This window comes from Streptomyces sp. NPDC047061 (assembly GCF_040643955.1).
GTDB lineage: Bacteria > Actinomycetota > Actinomycetes > Streptomycetales > Streptomycetaceae > Streptomyces.
Map to the genome: position 1 here is coordinate 169518 of NZ_JBEYVI010000001.1, position 25590 is coordinate 195107.

The 25590-nt window shown below is 68.1% G+C and carries 23 protein-coding genes and 2 pseudogenes; 14 read left to right on the plus strand and 11 right to left on the minus strand.

The genetic code is table 11. The features are described from left to right. Positions 1-100 precede the first annotated feature (100 nt). From ABZ887_RS00745 to ABZ887_RS00765, 5 genes are read right to left on the minus strand one after another with little or no spacing between them, the layout of a single operon-like run. Positions 101-937, minus strand: coding sequence for a mycofactocin-coupled SDR family oxidoreductase (locus ABZ887_RS00745; protein WP_361281355.1), 837 nt, complete (start codon positions 935-937; stop codon positions 101-103). Between the two features lie 45 nt (positions 938-982). Beyond that, on the minus strand, positions 983-1825 hold the full coding sequence (locus ABZ887_RS00750; protein ID WP_361281358.1) for a mycofactocin-coupled SDR family oxidoreductase: 843 nt from the start codon (positions 1823-1825) through the stop codon (positions 983-985). A 14-nt stretch (positions 1826-1839) separates the two neighbouring features. Further along, positions 1840-2163: an EthD family reductase gene (locus tag ABZ887_RS00755; protein ID WP_361281360.1), complete on the minus strand. Its 324-nt coding sequence runs from the start codon at positions 2161-2163 to the stop codon at positions 1840-1842. A 32-nt stretch (positions 2164-2195) separates the two neighbouring features. Further along, a complete protein-coding gene (locus ABZ887_RS00760; protein WP_361281362.1) occupies positions 2196-2693 on the minus strand; it encodes a PPOX class F420-dependent oxidoreductase in 498 nt (165 codons plus the stop codon). A 14-nt stretch (positions 2694-2707) separates the two neighbouring features. Further along, positions 2708-3217: a nuclear transport factor 2 family protein gene (locus ABZ887_RS00765; RefSeq protein WP_361281364.1), complete on the minus strand. Its 510-nt coding sequence runs from the start codon at positions 3215-3217 to the stop codon at positions 2708-2710. 249 nt (positions 3218-3466) lie between these two features. On the opposite strand from ABZ887_RS00765, the gene ABZ887_RS00770 reads away from it, so the two are divergent. Next, positions 3467-4999, plus strand: a complete 1533-nt coding sequence (locus tag ABZ887_RS00770) for an AMP-binding protein (RefSeq protein WP_361281367.1) — start codon at positions 3467-3469, stop codon at positions 4997-4999. Between the two features lie 166 nt (positions 5000-5165). Here ABZ887_RS00770 and ABZ887_RS00775 read toward each other — a convergent pair whose 3' ends face one another. Together ABZ887_RS00775 and ABZ887_RS00780 are read right to left on the minus strand one after the other, a co-directional pair. Then, positions 5166-5615 (minus strand): nuclear transport factor 2 family protein, encoded by a 450-nt coding sequence (locus ABZ887_RS00775; protein ID WP_361281369.1) that lies wholly within the window; start codon positions 5613-5615, stop codon positions 5166-5168. Continuing rightward, on the minus strand, positions 5612-6460 hold the full coding sequence (locus tag ABZ887_RS00780) for an NmrA family NAD(P)-binding protein (RefSeq protein WP_361281371.1): 849 nt from the start codon (positions 6458-6460) through the stop codon (positions 5612-5614). Before ABZ887_RS00780 ends, ABZ887_RS00775 begins: the two co-directional genes overlap by 4 nt. Before the next feature lie 111 nt (positions 6461-6571). Between ABZ887_RS00780 and ABZ887_RS00785 the strand changes: the two genes are divergently transcribed. Next, a complete protein-coding gene (locus ABZ887_RS00785) occupies positions 6572-7510 on the plus strand; it encodes an AraC family transcriptional regulator (RefSeq protein ID WP_361281373.1) in 939 nt (312 codons plus the stop codon). Positions 7511-7764: 254 nt separating this feature from the next. On the opposite strand, the gene ABZ887_RS00790 is transcribed toward ABZ887_RS00785, so the two are convergent. From ABZ887_RS00790 to ABZ887_RS00800, 3 genes are read right to left on the minus strand one after another with little or no spacing between them, the layout of a single operon-like run. Then, positions 7765-8922 carry a sugar ABC transporter substrate-binding protein gene (locus ABZ887_RS00790; RefSeq protein ID WP_361281375.1) on the minus strand — a complete coding sequence of 386 codons (1158 nt, stop codon included), beginning with the start codon at positions 8920-8922 and terminating at the stop codon, positions 7765-7767. A 24-nt stretch (positions 8923-8946) separates the two neighbouring features. Further along, positions 8947-9999, minus strand: a complete 1053-nt coding sequence (locus ABZ887_RS00795) for an ABC transporter permease (RefSeq protein ID WP_361281378.1) — start codon at positions 9997-9999, stop codon at positions 8947-8949. After that, the gene (locus tag ABZ887_RS00800; RefSeq protein WP_361281380.1) at positions 9996-11579 is read right to left on the minus strand and encodes a sugar ABC transporter ATP-binding protein; all 1584 of its coding nucleotides are present in this window, start codon (positions 11577-11579) and stop codon (positions 9996-9998) included. Before ABZ887_RS00800 ends, ABZ887_RS00795 begins: the two co-directional genes overlap by 4 nt. A gap of 399 nt (positions 11580-11978) precedes the next feature. On the opposite strand from ABZ887_RS00800, the gene ABZ887_RS00805 reads away from it, so the two are divergent. The 8 genes and pseudogenes from ABZ887_RS00805 (at position 11979) to ABZ887_RS00840 (ending at position 19114) form a co-directional block, all read left to right on the plus strand. After that, positions 11979-12380 (plus strand): RidA family protein, encoded by a 402-nt coding sequence (locus ABZ887_RS00805; RefSeq protein WP_361281383.1) that lies wholly within the window; start codon positions 11979-11981, stop codon positions 12378-12380. A 21-nt stretch (positions 12381-12401) separates the two neighbouring features. Then, positions 12402-12734, plus strand: a complete 333-nt coding sequence (locus ABZ887_RS00810; RefSeq protein WP_361281385.1) for an EthD domain-containing protein — start codon at positions 12402-12404, stop codon at positions 12732-12734. A gap of 89 nt (positions 12735-12823) precedes the next feature. Next, positions 12824-14305 carry a cytosine permease gene (locus tag ABZ887_RS00815; RefSeq protein ID WP_361281387.1) on the plus strand — a complete coding sequence of 494 codons (1482 nt, stop codon included), beginning with the start codon at positions 12824-12826 and terminating at the stop codon, positions 14303-14305. 76 nt (positions 14306-14381) lie between these two features. Further along, positions 14382-15323, plus strand: a complete 942-nt coding sequence (locus ABZ887_RS00820; RefSeq protein WP_361281389.1) for a helix-turn-helix domain-containing protein — start codon at positions 14382-14384, stop codon at positions 15321-15323. A 116-nt stretch (positions 15324-15439) separates the two neighbouring features. Next, a complete protein-coding gene (locus tag ABZ887_RS00825) occupies positions 15440-16270 on the plus strand; it encodes an NAD(P)H-binding protein (RefSeq protein WP_361281391.1) in 831 nt (276 codons plus the stop codon). A gap of 214 nt (positions 16271-16484) precedes the next feature. Then, a pseudogene (locus tag ABZ887_RS00830) lies at positions 16485-16580 on the plus strand (IS5/IS1182 family transposase); the annotation flags it as partial. A gap of 871 nt (positions 16581-17451) precedes the next feature. Further along, complete coding sequence (locus tag ABZ887_RS00835; protein WP_361281393.1) at positions 17452-18147, plus strand: GntR family transcriptional regulator; 696 nt, start codon at positions 17452-17454, stop codon at positions 18145-18147. Positions 18148-18160: 13 nt separating this feature from the next. Beyond that, positions 18161-19114 carry a VOC family protein gene (locus ABZ887_RS00840; RefSeq protein WP_361281396.1) on the plus strand — a complete coding sequence of 318 codons (954 nt, stop codon included), beginning with the start codon at positions 18161-18163 and terminating at the stop codon, positions 19112-19114. Positions 19115-19141: 27 nt separating this feature from the next. On the opposite strand, the gene ABZ887_RS00845 is transcribed toward ABZ887_RS00840, so the two are convergent. After that, a complete protein-coding gene (locus ABZ887_RS00845) occupies positions 19142-21223 on the minus strand; it encodes an FUSC family protein (RefSeq protein WP_361281398.1) in 2082 nt (693 codons plus the stop codon). A 92-nt stretch (positions 21224-21315) separates the two neighbouring features. Here ABZ887_RS00845 and ABZ887_RS00850 point away from each other — a divergent pair, with 92 nt between their 5' ends. The 4 genes and pseudogenes from ABZ887_RS00850 to ABZ887_RS00865 all read left to right on the plus strand — a co-directional run bounded on the left by ABZ887_RS00850 (position 21316) and on the right by ABZ887_RS00865 (position 25544). Continuing rightward, positions 21316-22677, plus strand: a complete 1362-nt coding sequence (locus ABZ887_RS00850; protein WP_361281401.1) for an aminomethyl transferase family protein — start codon at positions 21316-21318, stop codon at positions 22675-22677. 203 nt (positions 22678-22880) lie between these two features. Then, positions 22881-23756 (plus strand): methylenetetrahydrofolate reductase, encoded by an 876-nt coding sequence (locus tag ABZ887_RS00855; RefSeq protein WP_361281404.1) that lies wholly within the window; start codon positions 22881-22883, stop codon positions 23754-23756. Continuing rightward, positions 23753-24655, plus strand: coding sequence for a formyltetrahydrofolate deformylase (purU, locus tag ABZ887_RS00860; RefSeq protein ID WP_361281406.1), 903 nt, complete (start codon positions 23753-23755; stop codon positions 24653-24655). Before ABZ887_RS00855 ends, purU begins: the two co-directional genes overlap by 4 nt. Positions 24656-24762: 107 nt before the next feature. Then, positions 24763-25544, plus strand: a pseudogene (locus ABZ887_RS00865) (bifunctional 5,10-methylenetetrahydrofolate dehydrogenase/5,10-methenyltetrahydrofolate cyclohydrolase). Positions 25545-25590: the final 46 nt, after the last annotated feature.

Below are 25590 nucleotides of genomic sequence, written 5' to 3' on the forward strand. Positions count from 1 at the left end.
ACTCACGGGCCTTCGAGGGTGTGGGGTCATGCCTCAGGGACGTGGGGCCCATGTCCGTTGCGGCCGCCACGTCCCTGGGACACCGGGTGGCTTCAGCCCGTCACGCACCCCACTGCGTGCTCATCCCGGCAGTGACGTCGAGCGCCGTGCCGGTGATCATCGCGGCACCGTCGGAGACCAGGTAGAGCAGAGCGTCGGAGACGTGCTGTGCGGGGAAGGAACCGACGGGCAGTACGTGCTGCTGGCGCACGATCTCGTCGGAGGTCTCCCGGGTCGGGTTCTCGAGATCGGGCCGGAACATCCGGTTGTAGCCGTCGTAGTTGATCATCGGTGTGTCGATGTACGACGGGCAGATGGCGTTGACGTTGATGCCGAACTGACCCAGCTCCATGGCGGCGGTCTTGACCAGGCCGATGACACCCCACTTGCTCGCGACGTACGCGCCGAGGTGCGGTGTGCCGCGGCGGCCGCACATCGACGACGTCGCCACGATCTTGCCGCTGCGCTGCTCGATCATGTGCGGTGCGGCTGCTCGTATCGCGTGGAAGACGCCCTTGAGGTTGGTGTCGAGGGTGTCGGCCCACAGCTCGTCGGTCGTCTCCGTGATCAGAGCCGGGGACCAGACGCCGGCGTTGGCACTCAGGATGTCGAGCCGTCCGAACCTGTCGAGCGCGGCGGAGACGAAGCTGTCCACCTGCCCCGGGTCGCGTACGTCGGCGGTGACGGCGAGACATTCGCCACCGACCTCCTCGACCAGCGCCACGGTCTTCTCCAGGTCGCGTTCCGCGGTCATGTCGTACTCGATCGACGCGTACTGCGTGTCGATGTCGCAGATGGCGACCTTGGCGCCCTCTCGCGCCAGAGTGACGGCGTGGGTGCGTCCTTGACCGCGACCGCCTCCCGTGATGAGAGCGACCTTGCCGGAAAGCATTGCCATGATGTGGGCCTTTCGGGGGAGGAGTGATGCTGAAGGGGGGCAGGGTCAGCGCCCGGGCCACTTCACGGTGGTGCCGGTGTCCACGGGGAGGGCGACACCGGTCAGGTACCGGGCCTCGTCGGAGCTGAGCCAGAGCACGGCGTTCGATACGTCGTCGGGCTCGATCCAAGGCGTCCGCAGGAGGTTGTACGAGGAGAAGGCCGCGATGGCGTCCTCCTGCGTCGCGCCCGGCACGTCCGGACGGAAGTGCTGGTAGGTGACGTCGTTGAGGATCATCGGGGTGGCCACGTTCGTCGGATTGACGCTGTTGACCCGGATGCCGTGCGGCGCGAGCTCGTTGGCCAGTGAACGCATGAGTCCGTTGACGCCGTGCTTGGACGCCGCGTAGTGGGCCAGACCCGGCATGCCGATGAGTCCGGCGATGGACCCGGTCAGCACGATCGAACCGCCGTTGCCGCCCTCGATCATGTGCGGGATCGTGGCCCGCAGCGTGCGCCACACCCCCGTGAGATTGATGCCGATCAGCTCGTCCCACTGCGCGTCGTCGAGTTCCCACAGCCGGCCCAGCGAGGTGATGCCCGCGGTCGGCAGGACGACGTCGATCCGTCCGAACCGCTCCATGCCGGCCTGGACGACCGCCGTGACCGCGTCCTGGTTGCGGACGTCGCCCTGGTGGATGACGCTCTGCCCGCCGGCCTCCTTGATGAGCCGAACCGTCTCGTCGAGGTCGGACTTGGCGGCGGAGGGATAGTGCACGGTCGGGATGGTGTCGGCGATGTCCAGGCCGATGACGTGCGCGCCCTCGCGTGCGAAACGAACGGCATGCTGCCGGCCCTGGCCTCGGGCCACGCCGGTGATGAAGACGACCTTGTCCTTGAAGCGTTCCATGCGCGGATGAGTTCCTAGCCCTGGGGTTTCTGCTTGTCTGCTTCCGTCGCGACGAACCAGTCGACGCTGCTGAGGAAGTGCTTCTCGTGCTCGTGGACGGGCTGCGCCTGCGGAGAGTCGAAGGCCGCCCTCAGGTCGTCGAGCGAGTCGAACCAGAGCTCGGCCATGCCGTCGAAGGGCCAGGCCCTGCGGTGCTCGACGGCCGGGCTCTGTCGGTAGGCACGCAGTCCCGGCAACTGCCAGACCACGGCGGGATGTTCCTCCTGCCAGTGGCGGAGGAACTCCTCTCGTGACAGATCCGGCAGCGCCTTGATCAGCGCCACGATCTTCACTGACATACGGGAGTCCTTTCCTGCCGCGCCGCGACGGCTCAGGGCTGCCCCATGGCGATCACCTTGTCGGGCCGCACGTAGTACAGGCTGCGCACCTCGCCGCGCGGATCGCGGACGGGGTACTCGTCGACGCCCATGTAGAGCTTGGCGCCACGGTCGATCGTCTCGGTCGCCAGTCGGCCCCGCTCGGGATCGTCCTCGTCGATGATGTCGACGACCTCGCCCCGGACGCTGAGCCAGTGGTAGGCGTTCGCCGGATTCAGGAAGCACAGGCTGACCTGTGACCTGGCCCGTACGTTGCGGTCCTTCTGACGCCCCCGCACGGAGTTCACGAGCAGGTGCTCGCCGTCGTCGAGCACCCAGACCGGGCTGAGCTGAACGGAGCCGTCGCGGTTGACGGTGGACATGACGGCGGTGACGGGGCCCGCCAGCAGATCCTTGTGCGTCTCCGGCAGGTCGGCGAGGCCTCCCTTGCGGCGGTCGCCCACCTGGAGGCCGTTCTCCTCGCCGGGAGTGATCAGTATGCCGATTTCCATGGCGTGGCCTTCCGCTAGAACGGGGCGTCGAAGCCGCCGAAGAGGTGGCTGATCAGCCACTCGCCGGTGGGCTGCTTCACGAGGTCGAAGCGGTAGAAGCCGGTGGTCACGAGCTCCGTCGTGCCGCTCGGAGCGGAGAAGAGCAGCAGATACGTCTGCACCTGGGCCGTCGCTCCGTCCCAGGAGGTGACGACCGGGTTCATCGTGCAGTGTCGGCGTTGGGTGGTCTGGCTCTTCATGTGGCCGTGGAGCCACTCCACGATGTCATCGCGGCCGGAGATCGGGCCGATGGGCACAGAGCCCATCACATCGCCGACCCATACGGCGTCCTCGGTGAAGACCCCGGCGAGGGCATCGAGGTCCCGCTCGTCGTAGGACCAGGCATAGCGGCCAATGGTGTCCAGGATGGCGAAGCGGTCGGCCGCTTCCTGGGCGGAGACCTCGCCTCGCTTCCCCTGCCCGAGGCTGACGTGCCCCTGCAGCCGGGCCCAGGCGGGCGCGGCCCCGCCGCTTTGCTCGTCCATGGCTTCTCCTGTTGGTGATTTCTTAAACGTGCGATCGTTCGTTCGTCAGTATTGGAAGTCGCGCGATGGGCTGTCAACGGGTCGTAACCTGTTGATTTGCTTCTCTTGACGACTGGGTGCGGGAACGCGCTAATAGTTATGAACGAACGCTCGTCAGTCTAGGCGAAGCGGTCGCCCAGCTCGGGACGCCACGGCGGCGCGACCGCCCCGAAACGCGCTCGCGGCACGCCAATGGAGGATGATCACCCCATGCTGACCGATATCACCGTGGTCGACCTGGTGCGGCTCAACGCGCGCCGTCACCCGTCCCGCGACGCGGTCGTCGACGAGCGAGGCCGGCTCACTCACGCCCAGCTGGCCGACCGGGTCTGGGCCTTGGCCCGGGGACTGCGCGAGGCCGGCGTGCGCAAGGGTGATCACGTCGGGATCCTGGCCGGCAACGGCATCTTCATCGTCGAGGCGTTCCTCGGCGTCGCCGCCGCTGGTGGTGTCGCGGTGATGTACAACTGGCGCTGGTCCACGGCCGAGCTGGTGCACGGCATAGCTTCCACCGACGCCAAAGCGGTGCTGGTCGAGAAGGAGTTCGGCGACGCCTACGAGGAGGCCGCCGCCACCGGCACCCTCGACAAGGAGATCCAGGTTTACCGGCAGGGTTCGACGTACGAATCCCTGCTACGCCCCAGCGGCCCGGTCGATGCCGGAGTCACCGCCGCCGACCCCTTGTGCATCCTGTTCACGGGCGGCACCACCGGCTTCTCCAAGGGGGTGGTGATCCCGCACCGCTCGGCGATCTACAACTCGGCCAACGAGATCATCGACTGCGGCATGGCCCGAGAGCCGGAGAACGTCGGGCTCAACCTGACGCCGCTCTTCCACTCCGCCGCCCTGCTGTGCGTGTTCATGCCGCACTATGTCACCGGCGGCACCAACGTGATCGTCCGCAAGTTCGACGAGGGCCTGGTCGCGGACATGGTCGAACGGGAACGGGTCACCACCAGTTTCATCATCCCGAACATGATCCGACGGCTGACCAAGGCGGGTGCCCTGGAGACCCCGGGTTTCCAGCACCACTTCCGCCAAATGCACAGCGGCGGCGGCCTGCTCCGGATGCCGGACAAACTGGCTGTCCATGAAGCGGCGCCGCACATCCGCCAGTTCTTCCGCTTCGGCCTCACGGAAGCGGGCGCGATGGTCTCCCGGGCCCTCCCCGAGGACGTGATGCGTCCGGAGCTCGACGGCACGATCGGCCAGGAATACACCTTCACCGAGGTACGGATCGAGGACTTCGACGGCACGGAAGCGGCTCCCGGGCAGATCGGCGAGATCTGCGTGCGTGGCCCGGCCGTGATGCTCGGCTACTACAACCGTCCCAAGGAGACCGCCGACTCCCTGCGCAACGGTTGGCTGCACACCGGAGACCTGGCCATCCGGGACGAGCAGGGGTACCTCTTCTTCAAGGACCGCGCCAAGGACATGATCAAGAGTGGCGGGGAGAACGTCTACGCCGCCGAGATCGAGCAGCTCCTCTACACCCACCCCGCCGTCATGGAGGCCGGTGTGCTGGGCGTCCCCAGTGAGGAATGGGACGAGGAAGTCCGTGCTGTTGTCGCCATCCGTCCTGGCATGGCAGTGACGCAGCAGGAACTCCAGGACTTCCTGCGCACGCAACTGGCGGGCTACAAGGTGCCCAAGCAGTTCCTGTTCGTGGAACCGAGCCGGATGCCGGTCAATCCCAGCGGCAAGATCGTCAAGGCGCAACTGCGGCGGATCGCCGGCTGGTGACATGGCGCCCCAGCCGGGCCCCAGCTTGGCCGGCAGCCTCACATCGCTGAAGATCGCTGGTCCGTTCAGCGGTGATGTGCGCGGTTGGGTGGCTCGGTGTCCCGAGATAGCTGCACGCCCCGCGTCTCCTCACAGCTGACGCGGGCGCGCGAAGGCCGCCGACTGGTTACGAACGACGGTCTTGCGGCCATCCCTGTGCGTCGAATATGGCGATGGGGTCCAGGTAGTCGCGCCAGTGCGACACCTTGCGGTCCTCGACGGTCACGATGGAGACGAAGCGGTTGTCGTAGGGCCGTCCTGTCACCACCGACGTGCCGTGGACTTCGTACTCCAGGACGACCGTCGAGGTCTTGGGGTCGTGGTGGACGCGGAGGTCGTCCGCGCTGTGCAGCGCGATGTAGTCGCCGTAGTCGCTGTACAGGTCGATGATCCCCTGGCGTCCCTCGACCCGCCGAGGGTAGCCCGGCACGGTGATCACGTACTCGAAGACCACGTTCTCGGCGAGCAGGTCGTAGTAGTCCTCACCGTCGACCAGGCCGTCCAGCCCTTCCTTGATGATGCGGACGAAAGGGCTGTTCGCGCCGAAGGCAGCGTCGTCGTCAACGGTCTTCGTCACTTCGCCTCCGGAGTCCAGGCGTGGGCGTTGCGCTCAGCGAACTCGCGGAAGGTGGTGGCCGGCCTACCGGTGACCTTCTCGACGTCACCGGTAGGCGTGGCACCCCTGCCGACGATGATGGCGCCGGTGAGCCAGCGCATCATCACCGCGTAGTCGGCGGGGACGCCCGCGGCGAGCGCGCCGTTGATCCACATCTCCTGGTCGAGGTCGTGGTAGGCGACGGGGCGGCCGCTCACGGCGGCGATGATGTCCGCGACCTCCTGGAAGGTGAGGGCCTGCGGGCCGGTGAGCGAGTAGACGGCGCCGGCGTGAGTCTCGGGGTCCACCAGCGTGTGGGCCGCGACCGCCGCGATGTCGGCAGCGTCGACGAACGCCTCCCTGCCTCCGCCGCTCGGGACCATGAGCACTCCGTCGATGATTGGGAGGTGGAAGTCGGCGAAGTTCTGCATCACCCACGACGTGCGCAGGATGGAGTGTGTGATGCCCTGCCGGGACGCCAGATCGGCCTCGACGGCCGCGATGTCGACCTCCGTCGGCGCCTGGTCGGCGTTGTAGACGCTCAGGTAGGTGACGTGGCGCACGCCGGCCGCCTCGGCGAGGTCCAGGAAGGCTGCGACCTGGCTCGCGTAGCTGATACGCGCGGTGGGGGTCACCAGATAGAGGCGGTCAACGCCGTCCAAGGCGGCCGGGTGGGTGGCCGGGTCGTCCCAGTCGAAGGGGACGTCCGCTCCGCTGCGGGCCGCGGCGCGGGGGGTGATTCCCCGCTGGGCGAGCGCGTCGGCCAGCAGCGAGCCGGACCGGCCGGTGCCGCCCAGGATGAGTGCGATAGGTGCGTCGTTGTTCATAACTCCATGCTGGAAGCACCGAATGAGATAATCCATGCGTGATTCGCTCGATCTTTTACGTGATGCTCTCAAGCATTGACCCTGCATGGTCGTTCTGGTCATGGTGATCCCATGGACCTGCTGACTGACCACCTGGTGCGGGCGCGCGCCACCGGCGCGGTGTTCGCGCGGACGGTCGCCGAACCGCCGTGGGGACTGCGGCTGGGCGGTTCGATCCAGCTGTCGGTGCACACGGTCGTTCGCGGGCGCGGCTACCTCTGGCTGGACATTCCCGACAGCACCGTGGAACTCATACCGGGAACCGTCACCCTGGTGCGCGGCGGACCGGACCACTACATCGGGCATGAACCTGGCGCCGAATGCCTGGAGCCGGAGGAGTTCCGCGCACGGCACGCCCAGACGCGCCCCGGGGACAACCCGCAGGCCACCGTGTTCCTGTGCGGCGCCTACCAGTTCTCCGGTGACGTCGGTGGCGGACTGCTCGACGCCCTGCCCCCGGTCATGACGCTCTCGGCGGCCGACGACGACCCGCTGCGGGACGTGATCACGCTGCTCTCCCGCGAACTGGTCCGCAACGAACTCGCCCAGCAGATCGTCCTGGACCGCCTCCTGGACCTGCTCCTCGTCCTGGCCATCCGCAGCGACTTCCGCCGCAGCACGACCGCACCCCGGTGGTACCGGGCCGCCGCGGACCCGCGGCTGCGCCCCGCACTGCAAGCCATCCACGAGAACGCCGCCCACCCGTGGACGGTCCCCGAACTCGCCGCGATCAGCGGCCTGTCGCGGGCCGCGTTCGCGCGGGTGTTCAGAGAGGCGCTCGGCCAGGCGCCCGTGCAGTACCTGACCGAATGGCGCATGACGATCGCCCGCGACCATCTGCGCGCCGACGATCTCACCCTGCCCCAGATCGCCGACGCCGTCGGCTACGGCTCCCCTTTCGCCTTCGCTGCCGCCTTCCGCCGCCACCACGGAGAACCACCCGGAACCTGGCGGCAGAGAGAACGAGCGGCCGCAGAGACCCGACAGTTCACCACGCACCACGGCTCCTGAGCAGTCCTCGCCTAGAAGTTGGGGCACGATGTGGGCACCCTCATGTACTGGGACGGCGGCCGCGGGGACAACCAGGACGCGCCCGAGTTCATGCAGTGGATCGGGCAAGTCACCTGCTGTCGCAGGTAGTTCACCGGCACTCGCTGGGCGACATCACCATGAACCCTGAGACGGGTACTGCCCGGCCGAAGTGGACTCGGCCGGGCAGTACTCATCGGCGGGAGGCAAGATCCGGCGCGGAGTCCGTGGGGACGTCAGCTCTTCGGGAGACCCCACAGCTCGCGATAGCGGTTGCGGAAGTCGTAGCCACCGGACCAGACGGTCTTCGTGTCGGACGGAAGGTTGGACTTGTCGAACAGCTGGATGCCGTAATTCTCGCCGCCGAACCCGTCCGTGCCCCAGATCTTCTCCCCGTTGAACAGCCGGTTCATCTGGTCGGCCGCGGCATACCCGACCCACTCATTGGAACGGGCGTAGCTCGCCGTCTGGCCCTGTCCCTCGGCGAGCGCCTGGAGGTTCTGCGGGTTTCCGTCGGTGCCTACCGTCTTCACCTTCCCGACCAGCCCGGCTTGAAGGATCGCCTGGTTGATCTGGACGCCGGCGAAGTCATAGGGGGCGTAGACCCAGGTCACATCCGGATGTGACTGGAGCGAGGCCTTCACCTTCTGGGGGAACGTCGTCTGAAGGTCCACGATGGAGAAGTCCAGCGTCGCGCCCACCGAGCAGGTCGGGCAGTACGCGGCGAGGGCCTTCTTGAACGCCTGGAATCCGCTGTTGACCTGCGGATACTCCGAGTCGTTGACCACCAGGACCTTGGCCTTGGGATCCTTCAGCGCGACGTAGGCCGCCAGCACCTTCGCGAACGGCGCGTAGTCGTTCTGCATCGTGGCGTCCCACGTGGTGGCACTCGGCTTGTCCAGCTCGCCGGCCATGGTGATCAGCTTGATGCCGGCCTTGCGCAGTTTCGGCAGCAGGCTGCCGACCTGCGTCTTCGACGCCCCTGGCGCGAAGATCCCGTCGGCGCCGAGCTGTACGGCCTGCTGGAACGCGGCCTGGAGCTTCTGCGGATCGCCGGCTGGGTCGATCATCTGGGTGCGCCAGCCGAGTTCCTTGGCCGCGGCCAGGAAGGAGTCGCCGGGGCGGGAGCAACCGACCGCCGCCTGGGCACAGGGGATGTCGATGACGAACTTGCCCTTGGCGGGCTTGGGGGAGGAGGTCGGTCCCTGCCAGGTCGGTGCCTTCATGGCAGCGTCGACGATCTTCTGGAGCTTGGCGGTGTCCACCGAGCCGCCCGCTGCGACGGATGCGTCGTCCGTGGTGTTGGAGCAGGCTGTCGCGCCGAGCGCCAGGGCGAGGGCGGTCGCGGCCAGGGTCAGCCGGGCACGGGCGCGGCCTCTGTGGTTCCTGAACATGCAAATTCTCCGTTCCGGGCGGTTCTAGCGACGGTCTGCCGTGCGCCGTGTGACGAGGACGGTGATCGAGACCGCCAGGATCAGGGCGGTGCCGTTGAAGACGTTGGGGATCCAGAAGGGAGCGCCGGCGAAGGTCAGGCCGGTGATGCCGACGGACAGCAGCAGCACTCCGACGACGGTTCCCCAGACGTTGAACTTGCCGCGCTTGATGGTTGTGGAGCCCAGGAAGGCGGCGGCGTAGGCGGGCAGCAGGAATTCGGGCCCGGTGGAGGCGGTCGCGGAGCCGATCCGCGCGGTCTGGAGCATTCCGCACAACCCGGCGAGCGCTCCGGCGACGACGAACGAGGAGGCGAGCATGCGCCGGGTGGACACGCCGGACAGTCGGGCGGCCTCCCGGCCGAGTCCGGTGGCGCGCAGGAAACGGCCGTACGGCGTGTGTTCCAGCAGATACCACAGCAGTACGGCGATCGCCGCGCAGTAGAAGACCGGGAGCGTGAGCCCGGCGACCTCGGTCTGGGCAATGGACTTGAGCGAGCCCGGAATGCCTTCGAATATCGTCGCCCCACCCGAGACCAGGAGGTTCAGTCCGGCGAGCACGGTCGCCGTGCCCAGGGTGGCGATGAAGGCGTTGACGCCGATGCCCACGACGAGCAGCGCGTTGACCGCGCCGATCAGACAACCCGTCACCAGCGCGGCGAGCACAGCGATCAGCACCGGGGTGCCATGCGAGGTGAGGTAGGCGACCAGGATGGAGTTGAACCCCAGGGTCGCCCCGACGGACAGGTCGAACTCCCCGACGCTGAGGGGAAGAGTGACGGCGAGGGCGAGCATCGCGGGGATCGCCATGTCGCTGAGCATGGTCTGGGCGTTGGTCAGGGTCGGGAAACGCGCAGGTTGCGCGATGCTGAACCCGACCACCAGCACCACGAGGAAGAACACGACGCCGTAGTTGCCGAGCCGGCTGGCTCGGCCGCCCGCTTCCGGCGACACCTTGGCCTTGTGGGACGCTTTGACGCCGACGCTCTCGAGCACTCGCTCCACGTCGGTCGTCGCGGACCGGGATTTCTGTGTGGTCATGCTGCGGCCCCTTTCGAGCCCGTGGACAGAAGAGTGAGACGCTCTTCGCCTAGTTGCTCGCGGGGCACGTCCGCGATCAGCCGGCCCCTGCTGAGGACCAGGGCGCGGTCGCACAGCGGAACCAGCTCCTCGAAGTCACTGGAGCCGACGAGCACCGCGACGCCCTCGTCGGCCAGACGGCGGATGATCTGCCCGATCTCGTGCTTGGCGCCGATGTCGACGCCCTGGGTCGGCTCGTCGAGGACAAGGACCCGAGGACGTAGCCGGATCCACTTGGCCAGCACGGCCTTCTGCTGATTGCCGCCCGACAGCAGGGCGATCGGTCGGGCAGGGTCCCGGGGGCGGATGTCCAGATCCTCGATGGCCTCCCAGGCCACTGCCTGTTCCTGTTCGCGGTGCAGTCGCCCGCCACGCCAGAAGGACCGCAGGCCGGGCAGCGTGATGTTCTCCTGCACGCTCATCGCGGGGACGCAGCCATGGGCCCGGCGTTCCTGCGGGACCAGGGCCACCCCGGCGCCGACCGCGTCACGCGGTGTGCGGTGGTGGACTTCCCGACCGTCCAGGAGCAACTGGCCGGAGTGCGGGGTCTGTGCGCCGGCCACCATGCGCAGAAGCTCGCTGCGACCGCATCCGAGCAGCCCGGTGACACCCAGGACCTCGCCCGCCCGCAGCTCGAAGTCGACCCCCTGCAGCCGGGGACCGGATACCTGCCGTCCGGCGACGACCACGTCGCCGGGTGCGCGCAGCCGGGCGGGGTAGGAGCGCTCGACTCCCTTTCCCACGATCATGGTGACGATGCTTTCGGCGGTCAGGCCCTCGGCGTCGGTGCTCTCCACCAGTCGGCCGTCTCGCAGCACCACCAGCCGGTCGGCGATCCGCTGTACCTCGTCGATGCGGTGGCTCACGAAGATCACCGTGCCGTCGGCCGCCCGGACCCGGTCCAGTGCCCGGAAGACGCGGTCCACCTCGGAGGCGGGAAGCGCGGCCGTCGGCTCGTCGAGGATCAGGACGTTGGTGCGTACCCGCCCCGTCTCGTCCTCGTCGGCGAAGGCGCGGGCGATGGCGATCATCGTGCGCTCGGTCGGGGTGAGCCGTCCGACGTTCGTACGCGGTGAGACGTCGATCTCGAACTGGTCCAGCATCTCGGCCACCTTGCGGTCGAGACGGCGTTGCGGAATCCGGCCGAGCAAGGAGGAGCGGAAGCCCGCGGTGAAGGCGAAGTTGTCGGCGACGGAAAGGTCCTCGACGAGCCCAAGGTCCTGGTGAAGGAACCGCAGCCCTGCCGCGTGCGCCGCGTGCGGATGCACAGGAAGCCTGAGTTCGGCGCCGCCGACGGTGATCCGACCGCCGGGATCGGGAGCGTAGAAGCCCGCGAGGATCTTGATCAAGGTGGATTTTCCAGAGCCGTTCTGGCCCAGCAAGGCGGTGATCTGCCCACGGGGGAATTCCACGGACACGTCGTCGAGTGCGCGAACTCCGGTGAAGGTCTTGGACAGGCACTCGATGACCAGTCCCGTAGGGGGACCGGCCACGTCGGGCGGGGGTTCGTGGCGCATCGGCGCGGGAGGTCGGGGAGACATGGCCCCTCCAGGTCGTCACCGCCTCGACTGCGTGAGCCGGCGGATCAGCGAAACGTGCGAGCGATTGTTCGTCTCGCGTGGAGAGCAGTGTGGGGGTGGTGAAGGCCGTCGTCAATGGGTATGTCTGCGTGATTCCTCCAATTCGCCTCCTGTGCTGGTCAGGGGAGTGGACTCGGGTCCGCGGGTGCTGCGCGAAGGGTTGACGGGCCCGCGATGCGCGCATAGCTTCCGACTAGCAAAACTTACGTACGTTCGTTTGTCTGGCATTGAAGTCATGCCGAGAACGCCGACCGAAGCGTGCCGGGAACGCCGACCGCACCAAGGCCTCCGCCCCTACGGTGCGGGTGGCCGCAGGTCACGTCTCCCGTCCCCCTTGGTATCCGCGATCAGGAGCACGTCATGAGCAAGCCCGAATTCTTCGTCACTCCCGGCTACGGCGACCGCAATCTGGAGCTGTTCCACTATTCGCAGGCCGTCAAGGTCGGCAACCGGGTGGAGATCTCCGGTCAGGGCGGCTGGAGCGACGACTGGGAGTTCCCCGAGGCCCTCGTCGAAGAGATCGCGCAGGCATTCGTCAACGTCGAGCGGACCCTGGCGCTGGCCGGCGCGCGCTGGGAGCACGTGATCCACGTGAACTCGTACCACGTGGACATCGACGGGGACGCGGTCCAGGCGGTGACCGAGCGGTTCCGGCACTACATGCCCGACCAGGCGCCCATCTGGACCTGCATCGGTGTCCCGGCTCTCGGCGACCCGAAGATGCGGGTCGAGATCCGTGTCACAGCCATCCTGCCGGACTGAGCGGATCGAGGAGCCCCGACCATGCACACCATCGTCTTCGCGACCAAGCGCAAGCCGGGCCTGACCCGCGAGCAGTTCGCCGAGCACTACCGGAACATCCACGCTCCACTGGCTCGCAAGCTCCCGGGTCTCGTTGAATACCGGCAGACCCTGCTGCGCCAGGACTACCAGTGGCAGGGCCAGCCCTGCGACTACGACGCCATCTCGGTGTACGTCTTCACCAGCGACGAAGCCGCGGAGGCTGCGTGGGCGTCCCCCGAGGGCCTCGCCGTCAACGAGGACACCGGCCTCTTCATCGACTGGGACACCGTCATCGCGTACCCCGGCACCACCACAGACGTGCACCTCCCCTGACCCACGCCGCCGGACCCGCCGGCGGCTGCACTCTCCGGCCTCCCCCTCGGCCGACGTCCCCGTTCCCAGCTCCCCTCGGAGACCGCGCCATGCACGAACAGCACCACAGCGGGCCGGATGCCGGCCGCGTACGCGTCGAAGCCCACTCCACGGACTACATCCCGGAATCCGAACGCCACGGCACCGTCTGGCAGCAGGCGCCCTTCTGGTTCATGATCAACGCCAATGTCACCACGGCCCTCACCGGTGTGGTCGGAGCCGCCCTGGGGCTGAGCCTCGGCTGGTGCCTGATCGCGATCCTCGTCGGTGGCCTCTTCGGTACGTTCTTCACCGCGTTCCACGCGGCCCAAGGGCCCCAGCTGGGGCTGCCCCAGATGATCCAGTCGCGGGTTCAGTTCGGCAGCCGCGGCCTGGTGATCCCGCTGGCGGTGGTTGTCTTCATCCAGTGCGGCTTCGGGGTCTTCTACATCATCCTCGGCGCAGACTCCCTGTCCGGGATCACCAGCCCCCACAACGGCCTCTACGAACCGCTGATCTGCGCCGCCGCCGCGATCGTCGCCATCGTCGGCCACGACCTGGTGCACCGCATCCAACGGTGGCTGTCGATTGTGGTCCTCGTCTGCTTCGTGCTGGTGACGGTGGCCGTGCTCACCCAGGCCGACATGTCGAGCCTGCTGGGCGCCGGAGGGTTCCAGTGGACAGCGTTCCTGGCGCAGTTCGGCGCCTCGGCGGCGTACCAGATCGCCATTGCCCCGATGGTCTCCGACTTCACCCGCTATCTGCCGCGCAAGACGGGGACGAAAAAGATCATCGGAATGGTGTTCCTGGGCTCGCTCACCTCTGCCACCTGGCTTGAGATGCTGGGCGCCACGGTGACGACGGCGCTGCCGAACCTCGACACGGTGGGCGCGATCAGGCACTACGGCGACGCCTTCATCAGCGGGCTGGGCTGGATCACCCTCGCCGTCACCGTGGTGTCGATGCTCGGCGTCCTGCCGGCGACCTTCTACAGTGCCGCGATCAACGCACTGAGCGCGGTGGACGCGTTCCGGCCCATCCGAGCCTCGGCCCGCTCCCGCGTGGTCATGCTCGCGATTCTGGCGGTACTGACCTACCTCGCCACCGCCTCCATCCCGGACCACTACCTCGGCAGCTTCTCCGGTTTCCTTGCCCTGCTGTCGTATCTGCTCATCCCGTGGACCGCGGTGAACCTGATCGACTTCTACGTGGTCCGGCACAGTTCGTACGCGATCGCCGAGATCCTCGCGCCCGACGGAGGCGTTTACGGCCGCTGGGGAGGCCGGGGCCTTCTCTCCTACGCCGTCGGCCTCGCGGCCATGGTGCCGTTCTTCTCCACCACGTTGTTCACGGGGCCGGTCGCGCACGCCCTCGACGGCGCCGACATCTCCCCGCTGATCGGCCTCCCGGTCTCGTCCCTGTGCTACTGGCTGCTGATGCGCAGGGCCGACCTCGCTGCGGAGCGCGACGCGATCGCGCTGGACCCGGGCCGGCTGCTGAACCTCTCCGGAGCCGCGCCCGTTTCCGGCGCGGTGCTGGCGGATCCGGCGTGACGGTTTCCCGCCTGGTGAAACAGCGGTGGAAAACGCAGTACATCCGAAGGAAACGAAGGGTGCTCATCCTGACGGGATGAGCACCCTCACCGCCGCCAGCGCAGAGGAATGGGCGCAGCTCTGCAGCGAAAGCTTCGTCCCCTGCGGAATCGACCACGTGGCACTGGACTTCAAGGGGCGGCTGGACGAGTCGGCATTGACCGCCGATTCGGCGGTGATCCGGGTGAACTCCCAGCCCATGGACGTCGTTCGCTCGTCCCGGCACGTCGCCAACAGCGTCCGGGACGACTACTACATGCTCGTGGTGCACGGCGGGGGAGGGGCGGGCGTCGTCGAGCAGTCGGACGAGATGGCGCGGATCCACCCCGGGGACGCGGTACTGGTGGACATGTCCCGCCCGTACCGCTGGTGGTTTCCCGCAGCCATCGACCAGGTGGTGCTGAAGGTCTCCCACGACATGCTCGGCAACCGTGGACACGACCCGTCCGGGATGTTCATCCGCGCGCTGCCCTCGGCACTGCCCGCGCTGCGAGTGTTGTCGGTGTTCCTCAAAGAGGTCGCGGCAGTGGCCGGCCAGACCGAGGACCCCTTGCTGCTGGCCGAGTTGGGCCACACGGCAGGCGATCTGCTGACGACGGCGCTGCGCAGTGCCGACGGTGCGCCGGAACGGGCGGTCGCCGGGCGCCGCGCCATGCTCCGGAGCATGCAGCAGTGTGTCCGGGACAACCTCGCCGAACCAGGACTCGCACCGGCGACGCTCGCCGCGCGGTTCGGTGTCTCGGTGCGCTTCACCACCGCCCTGTTCCACGACTCGGGCACCACGCCCGCGGCCTACATCCGCGATCAGCGGCTGGAGAGCGCCCGCCGAGCGCTGACCGATCCGCGCCGCCGGGGAGTGGGTGTGGCCGTCATCGCCGGACAGGCCGGATTCGCTGACGCCACGACGTTCACGCGCGCCTTCCGGCGGCGGTTCGGGGTCAATCCGGCGCAGTACAGGGCGGACGCGGCGACCGACTGACGGGCACCTACCAAGGCTAGTACAAACATGCGTTTGCTCGTTACCATCATGACTCGCCTGATCTGTGCCAACGTTTCAAGCGAAAGAAACAAACGATCGTAAGTCTAGGAGCGGCGATGCGGATTGCAGTCATAGGCGGCACCGGAAAGGTGGGGCGGCTGGTCCTTGCCGGCATGCGCGGCCACGGGGTGCGGGCGATCGCCCGCACCCCGATGTCGGCCGACCAGCTCAGGAGCTGCTCCGACGCGGAGATCGTTCAAGCGGACCTCGATGCGCCGGAGACTCTGGAACCAGCGCTTCGCGGCACCGACGCCCTCTTCATCGCCACGCCCTTTCACCCCGACCAGGTGGCCCGCGAGATCGCCGCGGTGGAAGCGGCCGAGTCCGCCGGACTGACACGTGTCGTCAAGGTGTCGTCCTATGCGGCGGGTGTACGTCCCCTGGTTCCCTCGGCCGCCACGCACGTCGAGATCGAAGCTCGGCTGCGGCGGTCACCGTTGGAGTGGTCGCTGCTGCGCCCGGACTGGTGGCTCGACAACGTCCTGGCGCAGATCGACCATGTGCGCAACGGGGAGATCTTCTTTCCGGCGGGTGACGCGACCATCAGCGCGGTGGACGCCCGTGATCTGGCAGACGTGGCCATCGCCGAACTCCTGGCCGACTCGCCCGTCGGCGGAACTCTGACCATCACAGGCCCTGACAGCGTCACTCTCACAGAGATCGCCGAACGTCTGAGCCGCGCCGCGGACATACCGCTCTCCTTCCGCGACGAGCCGGCGCCGGAGTGGCCCGACTACTACGTGGCGGGCATGCGCAAACTGTTCGCGAGCTTCCGCGCGCGAGGGTTCTCGCCCCGCACTCACACCATCGGAGAGGTGCTCGGCAAGCCACCCCGCACCATTGAGCAGTTCGGCTCAGAGGTGCTCACGGCGGTGCTTCGGTCGTAGCGGTCGCGGACGCGCCCCGCAGCTGCAGTGACCCTGCTGCGGGACGCGCGGTTCGTAGCGCCTGCTCCACCCGCGCCTGTCGTCGCGCGCCGTCGGCCGGAGCACCGAGGAGGTCAGGCCAGGAGTCGCTCGGAAGTGTGCCAGAGCTGCTCCGCCGCCTCCGGGGCGAGGGCGTACACGGCGACTCGGGTATTGGTGCCGGGCCGAAGCGGAGACCTGGCAAATCCTGCGCCACTGCCGCTTCGAGGGCGACGGTGTCCACCACGCGATGCTCGGAATCGCTCGCCTACACAACCTGATCCTCGCCGGGTGGCTGAGAAGCACGCAGGTCCCCCAGCGCACCAGAGATCATTTACGGGGCATCGCTAGGGCGGCGCTGTTGGAGCCGCCTCGGTGGAGCGAGTCAGTCGCCTTAGCCGGGCCTCGGCGCGGGCGCCGAGGACGACCCCTGCGACACCGCCGCTCCTCTCTTCAGGTCACCGCTGCGCGGGTCCTCTGAGCGAGATGCCGTTCTAAAGAGGAACCGATGTGCGTCATGGCCACTGTTCAGACAGGTTCTTCGCATTCCCGGGAAAAGAGGTGAGCTGTGTGACAGGGAGTGCTCGCGTCTGCCAAGGCGCAGGGCGTCCAGCCCGCGACCGGTAGCGAGTGACAGCCGCGGAGGGCACTCACTCACCCCTCCTGCCACACCCGTCATGTCTTCTAGACAGAACGCTGTTCTGCTCAGTAGATTGCCTGGAGTGCTGAGCCGTACGACTGCACCATCCCGCACTGGCACCCACCCGGAAGGAATGCGCCGTGCCGCAGGCGCCGTAGCCCTTTCGAGGCCCTGCTCGCGCCTCAGCGCGGGGCTCAGGCTGGCCCGGCCCACTTCGTGGCTGCGAGCAGAACAGGAGGACTTCCGGTGCACAACCGCGACGCCATGGCGCGCTGGGAAACGGGCGCTGGCATCACATGGGCATCCGACCACAGTGTGAGGTGGGGAAACCCGGCTAGAGCCCGCCACCTGCTGTCCATCGCATCCAGCAGTGGGCCCGGACGTGGCAGCCGAGGCGTGGCAGCGCCGGACGGCACATCCGACCCGCCGTGCGAGAACAGCTGACTCGGCGACGACAGGACCCCTCACCGCACGCTGGACACGCACCTGACCGCGGTTGAACACATCTACTGAGCGAGGGTCGATGCCGAGGAAACCCCCTGCGGGCTCCGGAGAGTCCGCCAGAAAGTACGCCTTTGACCAACTGCGGCAAGCCATTCTGCGAGGCGATCTTGTGCCGGGACAGCGGATGCACGAGCCGGAGTTCGCCGAGCGTTTCCGTGTGACACGCGGAAGCGTGCGCGCTGCCATGATCGATCTCACGGCCGAGGGACTGGTCGAGCGCGTGCACCATCGCGGCGCACGAGTGCGGGTGATCTCGCTGGACGAGGCCGTCGCCATCGCCGAATGCCGGATGGCACTGGAGGGACTGTGCGCATCCAAGGCAGCCCTCCTGGCCACCGATGCCCAGATCGACGAGCTCAACGGCCTGAGTGACGAAATGGCCACCGCAGTCACCGAGGGGGCCCTGACCAGCTACTCCGCCCTCAACCGCAACCTGCACGCGCAGCTCGTCGCGTACTCCCAGCAGCGGTCGGCAGGCCGAGTGCTGGAGCGGCTGAACGCCCAACTCGTGCGGCACCAGTACCGGTTGGCACTGCTGCCGGGACGTCCACACCAGTCTCTTCGTGAGCACATGGCCATCATCGAAGCGGTTCGGGCCCGGGATCCGCAGGCCGCCGAAGCCGCTGCACGTGCCCACCTATGCAGCGTCATCCAAACGCTCCGCAGCCAGGCGACATCCCCGACACCTGCGGTTATTCACCCTATCCCTGTCTAAGGAGACACCCGACATGACCCCGCCGCTCGGCGACATCGCCCACATCGGCCACACGCAGCTGTTCACCCCCGACCTGGACGCCAGCGTCGCCTTCTTCACTGACTATCTGGGCCTCACAGTCAACGGCCAGGACGGTGACACGGTCTATCTGCGGACGTTCGACGACTACGAGCACCACAGTCTGGTCCTCACTGCCCGCGAGCAGTCCGGCCTCGGTCGACTCGCCCTGCGTACCTCCAGCGAGGAAGCCCTCCACCGCCGCGTCAAGGCGAACGAGGAGGCGGGCGGCACCGGGAAATGGGTCGAGGACGAACCCGGCCTCGGCAAGCTCTACGTCACCACCGACCCCGACGGTCACGAGCACGCCCTGTACTGGGAGAGCGTGCACTACCAGGCCCCTGAGGAGCTGCGGCCGGCGCTCAAGAACCAGCCGCAGGCCAAGCCCAACAAGGGAGTGGGTGTACGGCGGTTGGACCACGTCAACTTCCTGGCCTCCGACGTCTCCATCAACGGCGACTTCCAGAGCCAGGTGCTTGGCGCCCGGGCCACGGAGCAGATCCGCCTGGACTCGGGCCGGATCGCGGGGCAGTGGCTGACCTTCACCCAGAAGTCCTACGACGTCGTCTACACCGAGGACTGGACCGGCTCCGCCGGCCGGCTGCACCACATCGCCTTCGCCACTGACACCCGCGAGGACATCCTGCGCGCGGCTGATCTCGCCATCGACACCGGCGTGTTCATCGAGACCGGCCCCCACAAGCACGCCATCCAGCAGACGTTCTTCCTCTACGTCTACGAGCCGGGCGGCAACCGCATCGAACTGTGCAACCCGCTCACCCGTCTCGTGCTGGCGCCTGACTGGCCGCTGGTGACCTGGACCGAACAGGAGCGCAAGAAGGGACAGGCCTGGGGCCTGAAGACCATCGAGTCGTTCCACACCCACGGCACCCCGCCCGTGCAGTTCTGACGCACGACGACACGACTGAGCGGGCCTCTAGTGCTGCTGTGTTCCACCAGAGCCGGCAGTCGGCAGGGCCAGGTGCCGCGCCACCACGCCCTCCATGGCGGCGACTTCCCTCTGCAGCGGCTCCATTACCGACGCCCCGCACGACAGCACATCGAAGCCCGGCAGGTCCGGTGGCAGTGACGGCACGGCGGCCTGCCTGAGCTGGACTGCCAGCCGGCGGATCCGCAGGCCCATCTCGGCCACGCCGTCCGCACACGGGGAAGCGCACCCGTGTGCGACCTGGGTGCGCATCGCGGTCGTCACGTCCACGACGCGCTCGGCAAAGACCAGGATCGGCCACCACGCCGCGGCTGTTCTGCCCGTCGGTGGAGGCTCGATCAATGCCTGCTCCAACTCCATCCGCACAGCCGAAAGATCACGGTAAAGGCTCCTTCGCAGGTGCCCCGGCGCGGCAGATCCGGCCGCGCCGGTGAAAGAGCGCTCCAGGTAGCGGGCGCAGTCCTCGACGGTGTCCGCCAGTTTCGCTCCCACCCGGGTGTGCCAGCTCTCCGGCCACAACAGGTATCCCGCGATCAGGGTGATTGCGCAGCCGATCGCGGAGTCGAGCAGACGGGGCCACAGCGCCGCTGACCCTTGATGGCTGAGCATGTCCGACAGCAGCAGGATCAACGGAGTGATGGCGGCCGTCTGGTGGCCGTACCCGAGCGGCGTGAGGGCGGGCACCAGCGCACCCAGGACCAGAACAACCGGCACGTCCCACCAGCCCCTCGGAACTCCTGAAAAGACCGCAGCTGCCACCGCCAGCCCCGGTACGGTGCCCACGATGCGCAAGACCGCCCGGGAGAAGACCGAACCGAAGTCGGGCTTCAGCACGAAGGTGACGGTCAACGGCACCCAGTACGAACGCGGCACGGAGACCAGCGAGATGACGGCCTGGGCCAGGCCGATGCACAGGGCCAGCCGCACGCCGTAGCGCCAGGCCGCGCCTGGTACAGCCAGAACTCGACGAGTGGCGCTGCCGGACGCGGACGCCGGGGCAGTGGCGATGCCATCCTCTGTGGTGCGCGCGGTGTTCTGCGTGGCGACGATGACACCGGCTGCATGGTGCAGCCCCGCGAGCACGCTCTGGTCCGCACCGCCGAGCGGACCGGCTCGCAGCAGCCTGCCGGTGGCCGGGCTGCCCGCTTCCACCATGTCGGCTAGAGCGCGCAGCGCCGCGGGAACGCCGCCGGGCCTGAAGCGGTCGTTAAGACGGGTCAGGGGAGCGGCCTCGATCAGCGGCGCCAGAGCGTTCAACTGTGCCGTGAGGCGGCCTTGTTCGTCGATGCGGCCGTGCGGTGTTTCCCCGTGCGCCAGCAGCAGGTCATAGGCCTGGTTTAGAGCGTGCGTCAGGGCACGGCGAGCCTGCTCGTAAGGCGTCGACGTGCCCTGCGCGCACGAGGCCAGCAACGTTGCGACGGCCCGGTAGGCGTTCGCGACCGCCCTGCGCTCCGGCGCCCATGGCCGCAGGGGCCACGCGATCAGGGCAAGGGCCAGGAACAGGAGCGTGCCCCCTGTCATCAGCAGCGGAGGCAACCACCAGGGCTCGGGCAGGGGCAGGCCCGCGCCGACCACGGTGTTCAGAAGCAGGAGCAGCCCGCAGGCGGAGGCGATGCGGCCGAGCGAGGAGATGGCCCCCGACAGCAACGCGATGAACGTGACGACGGCGATGGTCAGCCATCCACCGCCGTAGACCAGAGACCCCACGGTGAGACCGACGACGCAGGCGCCCTGCGGCACGACGATGCCGGTCATCCGTCGGCGGTAGCCGGTCTCGGTGTCGCTGGTGATGCCATTGAGGGCTCCCATGGCGGCCAGAGCGCCGTAGGCGGGGCCGCCGGTGGCCAGCCCGAGGGCCAGGGCCAGGGCCGTAGCGATCGCCGCACGGACGACCGCGGCCTTGCTGACGGTGGAGGTCCGCCCGCGCCGGGTTCGCGCCTGGCCCGGCAGGATCCCCGCGCCCGACTGGCGGAGGAGCGGAAAGAGCCAGGTCAGGGGCGAGCGTGGTGGAGCTTGCCGGGGCGGCGGCTGCGTTGCGGGCGGCGACTCGCGGTCCCCGGTTGTTGACAATTTCGACTCCTGTTATTGCGTCGGCGTTACGCACGACCTATCGTCCTGTGGAGCAGACGAACATTCTACATAGTAGACAGATGGAGTGCGGCATGAGCCAGGAGAGCGTCGAGCAGGCGATCCAGCGGGCGGGAGGGGCGGTGGCGCTGCTGCGCAACTCCCCGATTAGGCCGCACACGTTCCCGGTCGCGGCGGAGTTCACCAACTGGCGCAGCGAGCAGCGGGCCTGGCGCGACAGCGTCGCGCTGCTGGACCAGTCGCACCACATGACGGACCTGTACCTCCAGGGCCCGGACGCGCTGCGCCTGCTGTCGGACCTCGGCGTCAACAGCTTCAAGAACTTCGGCCCGGGCCGTGCCAAGCAGTACGTCGCGGTCAACCACGACGGCCACCTCATCGGTGACGCCGTGCTGTTCCACCTGGAGCAGGACCACTTCGACCTGGTCGGCCACCCGATGGTGCTGGACTGGGTGCAGTACCACCTGGAGGCGGGTGACTACGACGCCACGAGCGAGCGCGACGACAACTCTTACGACCGCGTGGCCGGCCCGCCCAAGGTCTACCGCTACGAGGTCCAAGGCCCCAATGCTGTCGCCCTGCTGGAGAAGGTGACCGGCGCCCCCGTTCCGGCGGTGAAGTTCTTCCACATGACCACCTTCACCATCGCTGGCCACCAGGTCCGCGCCCTGCGGCACGGCATGGCCGGCCAGCCCGGCTTCGAGCTGTTCGGTCCCTGGCAGGAGGGCGAGGCGGTCCGGGACGCCATCCTGGCCGTCGGGGAGGAGTTCGACCTGGTCCGCGCCGGCGCCAAGGCGTACTCCACCGCCAATCTGGAGTCGGCCTGGGTGCCGGCTCCGTTCCCGGCCGTCTTCTCCGGCGACAAGCTCAAGGGTTACCGCGAGTGGCTGCCCACCACCGCGATGGGCTCGCTGGGCGGCTCCATGGACTCCGAAGACGTCACCGACTACTACGTGACCCCCTACGACATCGGCTACGGCAGCATCGTCGCCTTCGACCACGATTTCGTCGGCCGCGAGGCCCTGGAGGAGATCGCGAAGAACCCGTGCCGCACCAAGGTCACCCTGGTGTGGAATCCTCAGGACGTCGCGGCTGCGATCGGGTCGCTGTACCAGTCCGACGAACCGCCGGCCAAGTTCATCGAGTTCCCCAAGGCCCGCTACGCCCTGCACCAGAGCGACAAGGTACTCGTCGACGGACAGCTCGTTGGCATCTCCATGGACGTCGGTTACATCGCAAACGAGCGGGCCATGGTCTCGCTGGCCACCGTCGATGTCGCCCACAGCGAGCCGGGCACCGAAGTCACCGTGGTGTGGGGTGAGAGCCCCAACTCGGCGAAGCCGGGCGTCGAGCGGCACCGCCAGGTGGAGATCCGCGCCACCGTGGCCCCCGCCCCCTACGTGCAGTTCGCCCGGGGCGCCTACCGAGACCGGTAGCCCCTCCCATGTTCCGGCCGGCCGGTGCCTACAGTCCGCTCCGCACACCGGTCGGCCGGGCCAGACCGCCCCGGCCACCCGGGTCTGCCGAAACCGCCGATACCCAACGCGCCCGCTATCGCGCTGGGTGCAGGCCTTACACCGCATGCCCTCAACCGTTCATGCCGTCCACCGCGCCGCTGCCTGAGCGAGCAAGGAGCACGATGACCACCGTTTCCACTCCCCAAGTCGCCGGAGCGGCCCTGCTGCTGCGGGACTTCTCGCTGGAGATGACAGGTAAGGACACCCCGAGACTGCACACTGCCGCCGAGTCGATCCCCGCGGGCACCCGCATTAACGTGACCTATTTGGGCAACGAGGACCTGCCACTGCGGCTTACCGCAGCACAGTCGGTCCAGGAACTCGGCTTCGTACCCGTACCCCATGTCTCTGCCCGTCGACTGGGCTCCCAGGAACAGCTCGAAGAGTTCCTCGCCGCCCTGCGGGACTCCGGCACGCAGAAGAGCGTCTTCGTCGTCGGTGGCGACCCAGCCCAGCCGTACGGCCCTTATACGGACTCCTTCGACGTCATCCGCTCCGGGCTGCTGCAGAAGTACGGCATCCAGCAGGTCGGCATGAGCGGATATCCGGAGGGACATCCGCAGATCCGGCAGGCGGAGCTGTGGGCGGCGCTGGAGCGGAAGGCGGCGCTCCTGGCCGCAGAGGGCCTCGCGGGCGACATCATCACCCAGTTCGGATTCGATGCCGAGCCCGTGCTGACCTGGATCGAGCAGCTGCGCGAGCGCGGTATCGACCTACCGGTACGGGTCGGCGTGCCCGGCCCCGCCGGGGTCAGGCGACTGCTGTCCTACGCCGCACGCTTCGGTGTCGGCACCAGTACGTCCATAGCCCGCAAATACGGCCTGTCCCTGACCAACCTCATGGGAACGGCCGGCCCAGACCGGTTCCTCCACGACTTGGCCCACCGGTACGACGCCGCCACCCACGGCGAGGTCAAGCTGCACTTCTATACCTTCGGTGGACTGGGCGCCACCTCTACCTGGATCGACGACTTTCGCACCAAGGAGGGCCTGAAGTGACCGTGGCTCAGCAGGCACCGGCCCGCGCGCCGCAGCACACCGCCTCCCCCCATCACGCTTCGCTGATCGTGCAGGGCACCGACCGAGTAGGCATCGTCGGCGCCGTCGGCACCCTGCTCAGCCGCCGCGGCGCCAACATCCTCTCGCTCGACCAGTATTCCGTCCCGGACACCGGCGCGTTCTTCCAACGCACCCTGTTCGCGCTCGACGGCCTCCAGGCAGCCCTGCCGGACATACGCCAGGAGCTTCAGGACGAACTGGCGAAGGACTTCGAACTCGACTTCACCCTGCGCGACATGTCGGTGCCCAAGCGGGTTGCGATCTTCGCGTCCAAGTCCGATCACTGCCTGCTCGACCTGCTGTGGCGGCACCGGCGCGGCGAACTGCCGGTCAGCGTTTCCATGGTGGTCTCCAACCATCCCGACACCGCGGAAGAGGTCCGTACCTTCGGGATTCCCTTCTTCCACGTGCCCTCCATGGGCCCGGACAAGTCGGCGGCCGAGGCCGAACACCTGCGGCTGCTGAAGGACAACGTCGACTTCGTCGTCCTGGCCCGCTACATGCAGATCCTCTCCGGCGACTTCATCCAGCAGGTCGGCGTGCCCATCATCAACATCCACCACTCCTTTCTGCCTGCCTTCATCGGTGCTGGCCCCTACAACAAGGCCAAGGAGCGCGGGGTGAAGCTCATTGGTGCCACCGCCCACTACGTCACCGAGGACCTCGACGAGGGCCCGATCATCGAACAGGACGTCGTCAGGGTCACCCACGCCGACACCACCGCCGACCTCCGGCGCCGCGGCGCCGACGTCGAGCGCGCGGTGCTCTCCCGGGCCGTGCTCTGGCACGCCGAGGACCGGGTCGTCCGCCACGGCAATCACACGATTGTCTTCGCATGAAAGGCCCCACGGCATGGCGCGCGGAGGCGGCCGTCATGACCACTTTCCTCGACGGGAAAGCGGCGGCCCGCTCCATCCGGGCACGGGTGACCCAGGACGTCGCCCGCATGGCACGCACCTGCCGACGGGTGCCGGGCCTGGCCACCATCCTGGTCGGCGACGACCCGGCCAGCGCCGTGTACGTGGCCGCCAAGCGGCGCGCGATCCGCGAGGCGGGCATGCGCGACGTGCACCGCGCCCTGCCGCAGCACGCTGACCACGCCGAGGTGGCAGCCGTCATCGACGAACTCGCCGACGATCCCGACGTGTCCGGAATCCTGCTCCAGCTCCCGCTCCCCAAGGGCCTGGATGCCGCAGCACTGATCGACCGCATTCCGGTCGGCAAGGACGTCGACGGACTGACCACCACCAGCGCCGGGCTGCTGGCCAGGGGAGCGGACGGCCTTCGCCCGTGCACGCCGGCCGGGGTGCTGCGCCTGCTGGACGCCGCCCAGATCGAACTGCGAGGCGCGCACGCCGTCGTGGTGGGCCACTCCGAACTGGTCGGACGCCCCATGGCCCGGATGCTCCTGCAACGGGACGCCACCGTCACCGTCGCCCACAAGCACACGGCAGACCTGCCCGCCCTGACCCGGCTGGCCGGCATCCTCATCGTGGCGACGGGCGTGTGCGGCCTCATCGGCGCCGAGCACGTCAAACCGGGCGCCGGGTCGTGGACATCGGCATCCACCGCACCGACAACGGCCTGCAAGGTGACGTCCGCACCCGGGAGCTGCAGGGGATCGCCGGACTGCTCACCCCCGTGCCCGGCGGAGTCGGCCCGATGACCATCGCCACGCTGCTGGCCAACACCATGCTGGCGTTCGAGCAGGAGCAGCTGTGCCGCTGATACCAGCCGCCACCGACACCGTGCCCACGCCGCCCGCGACAGGACA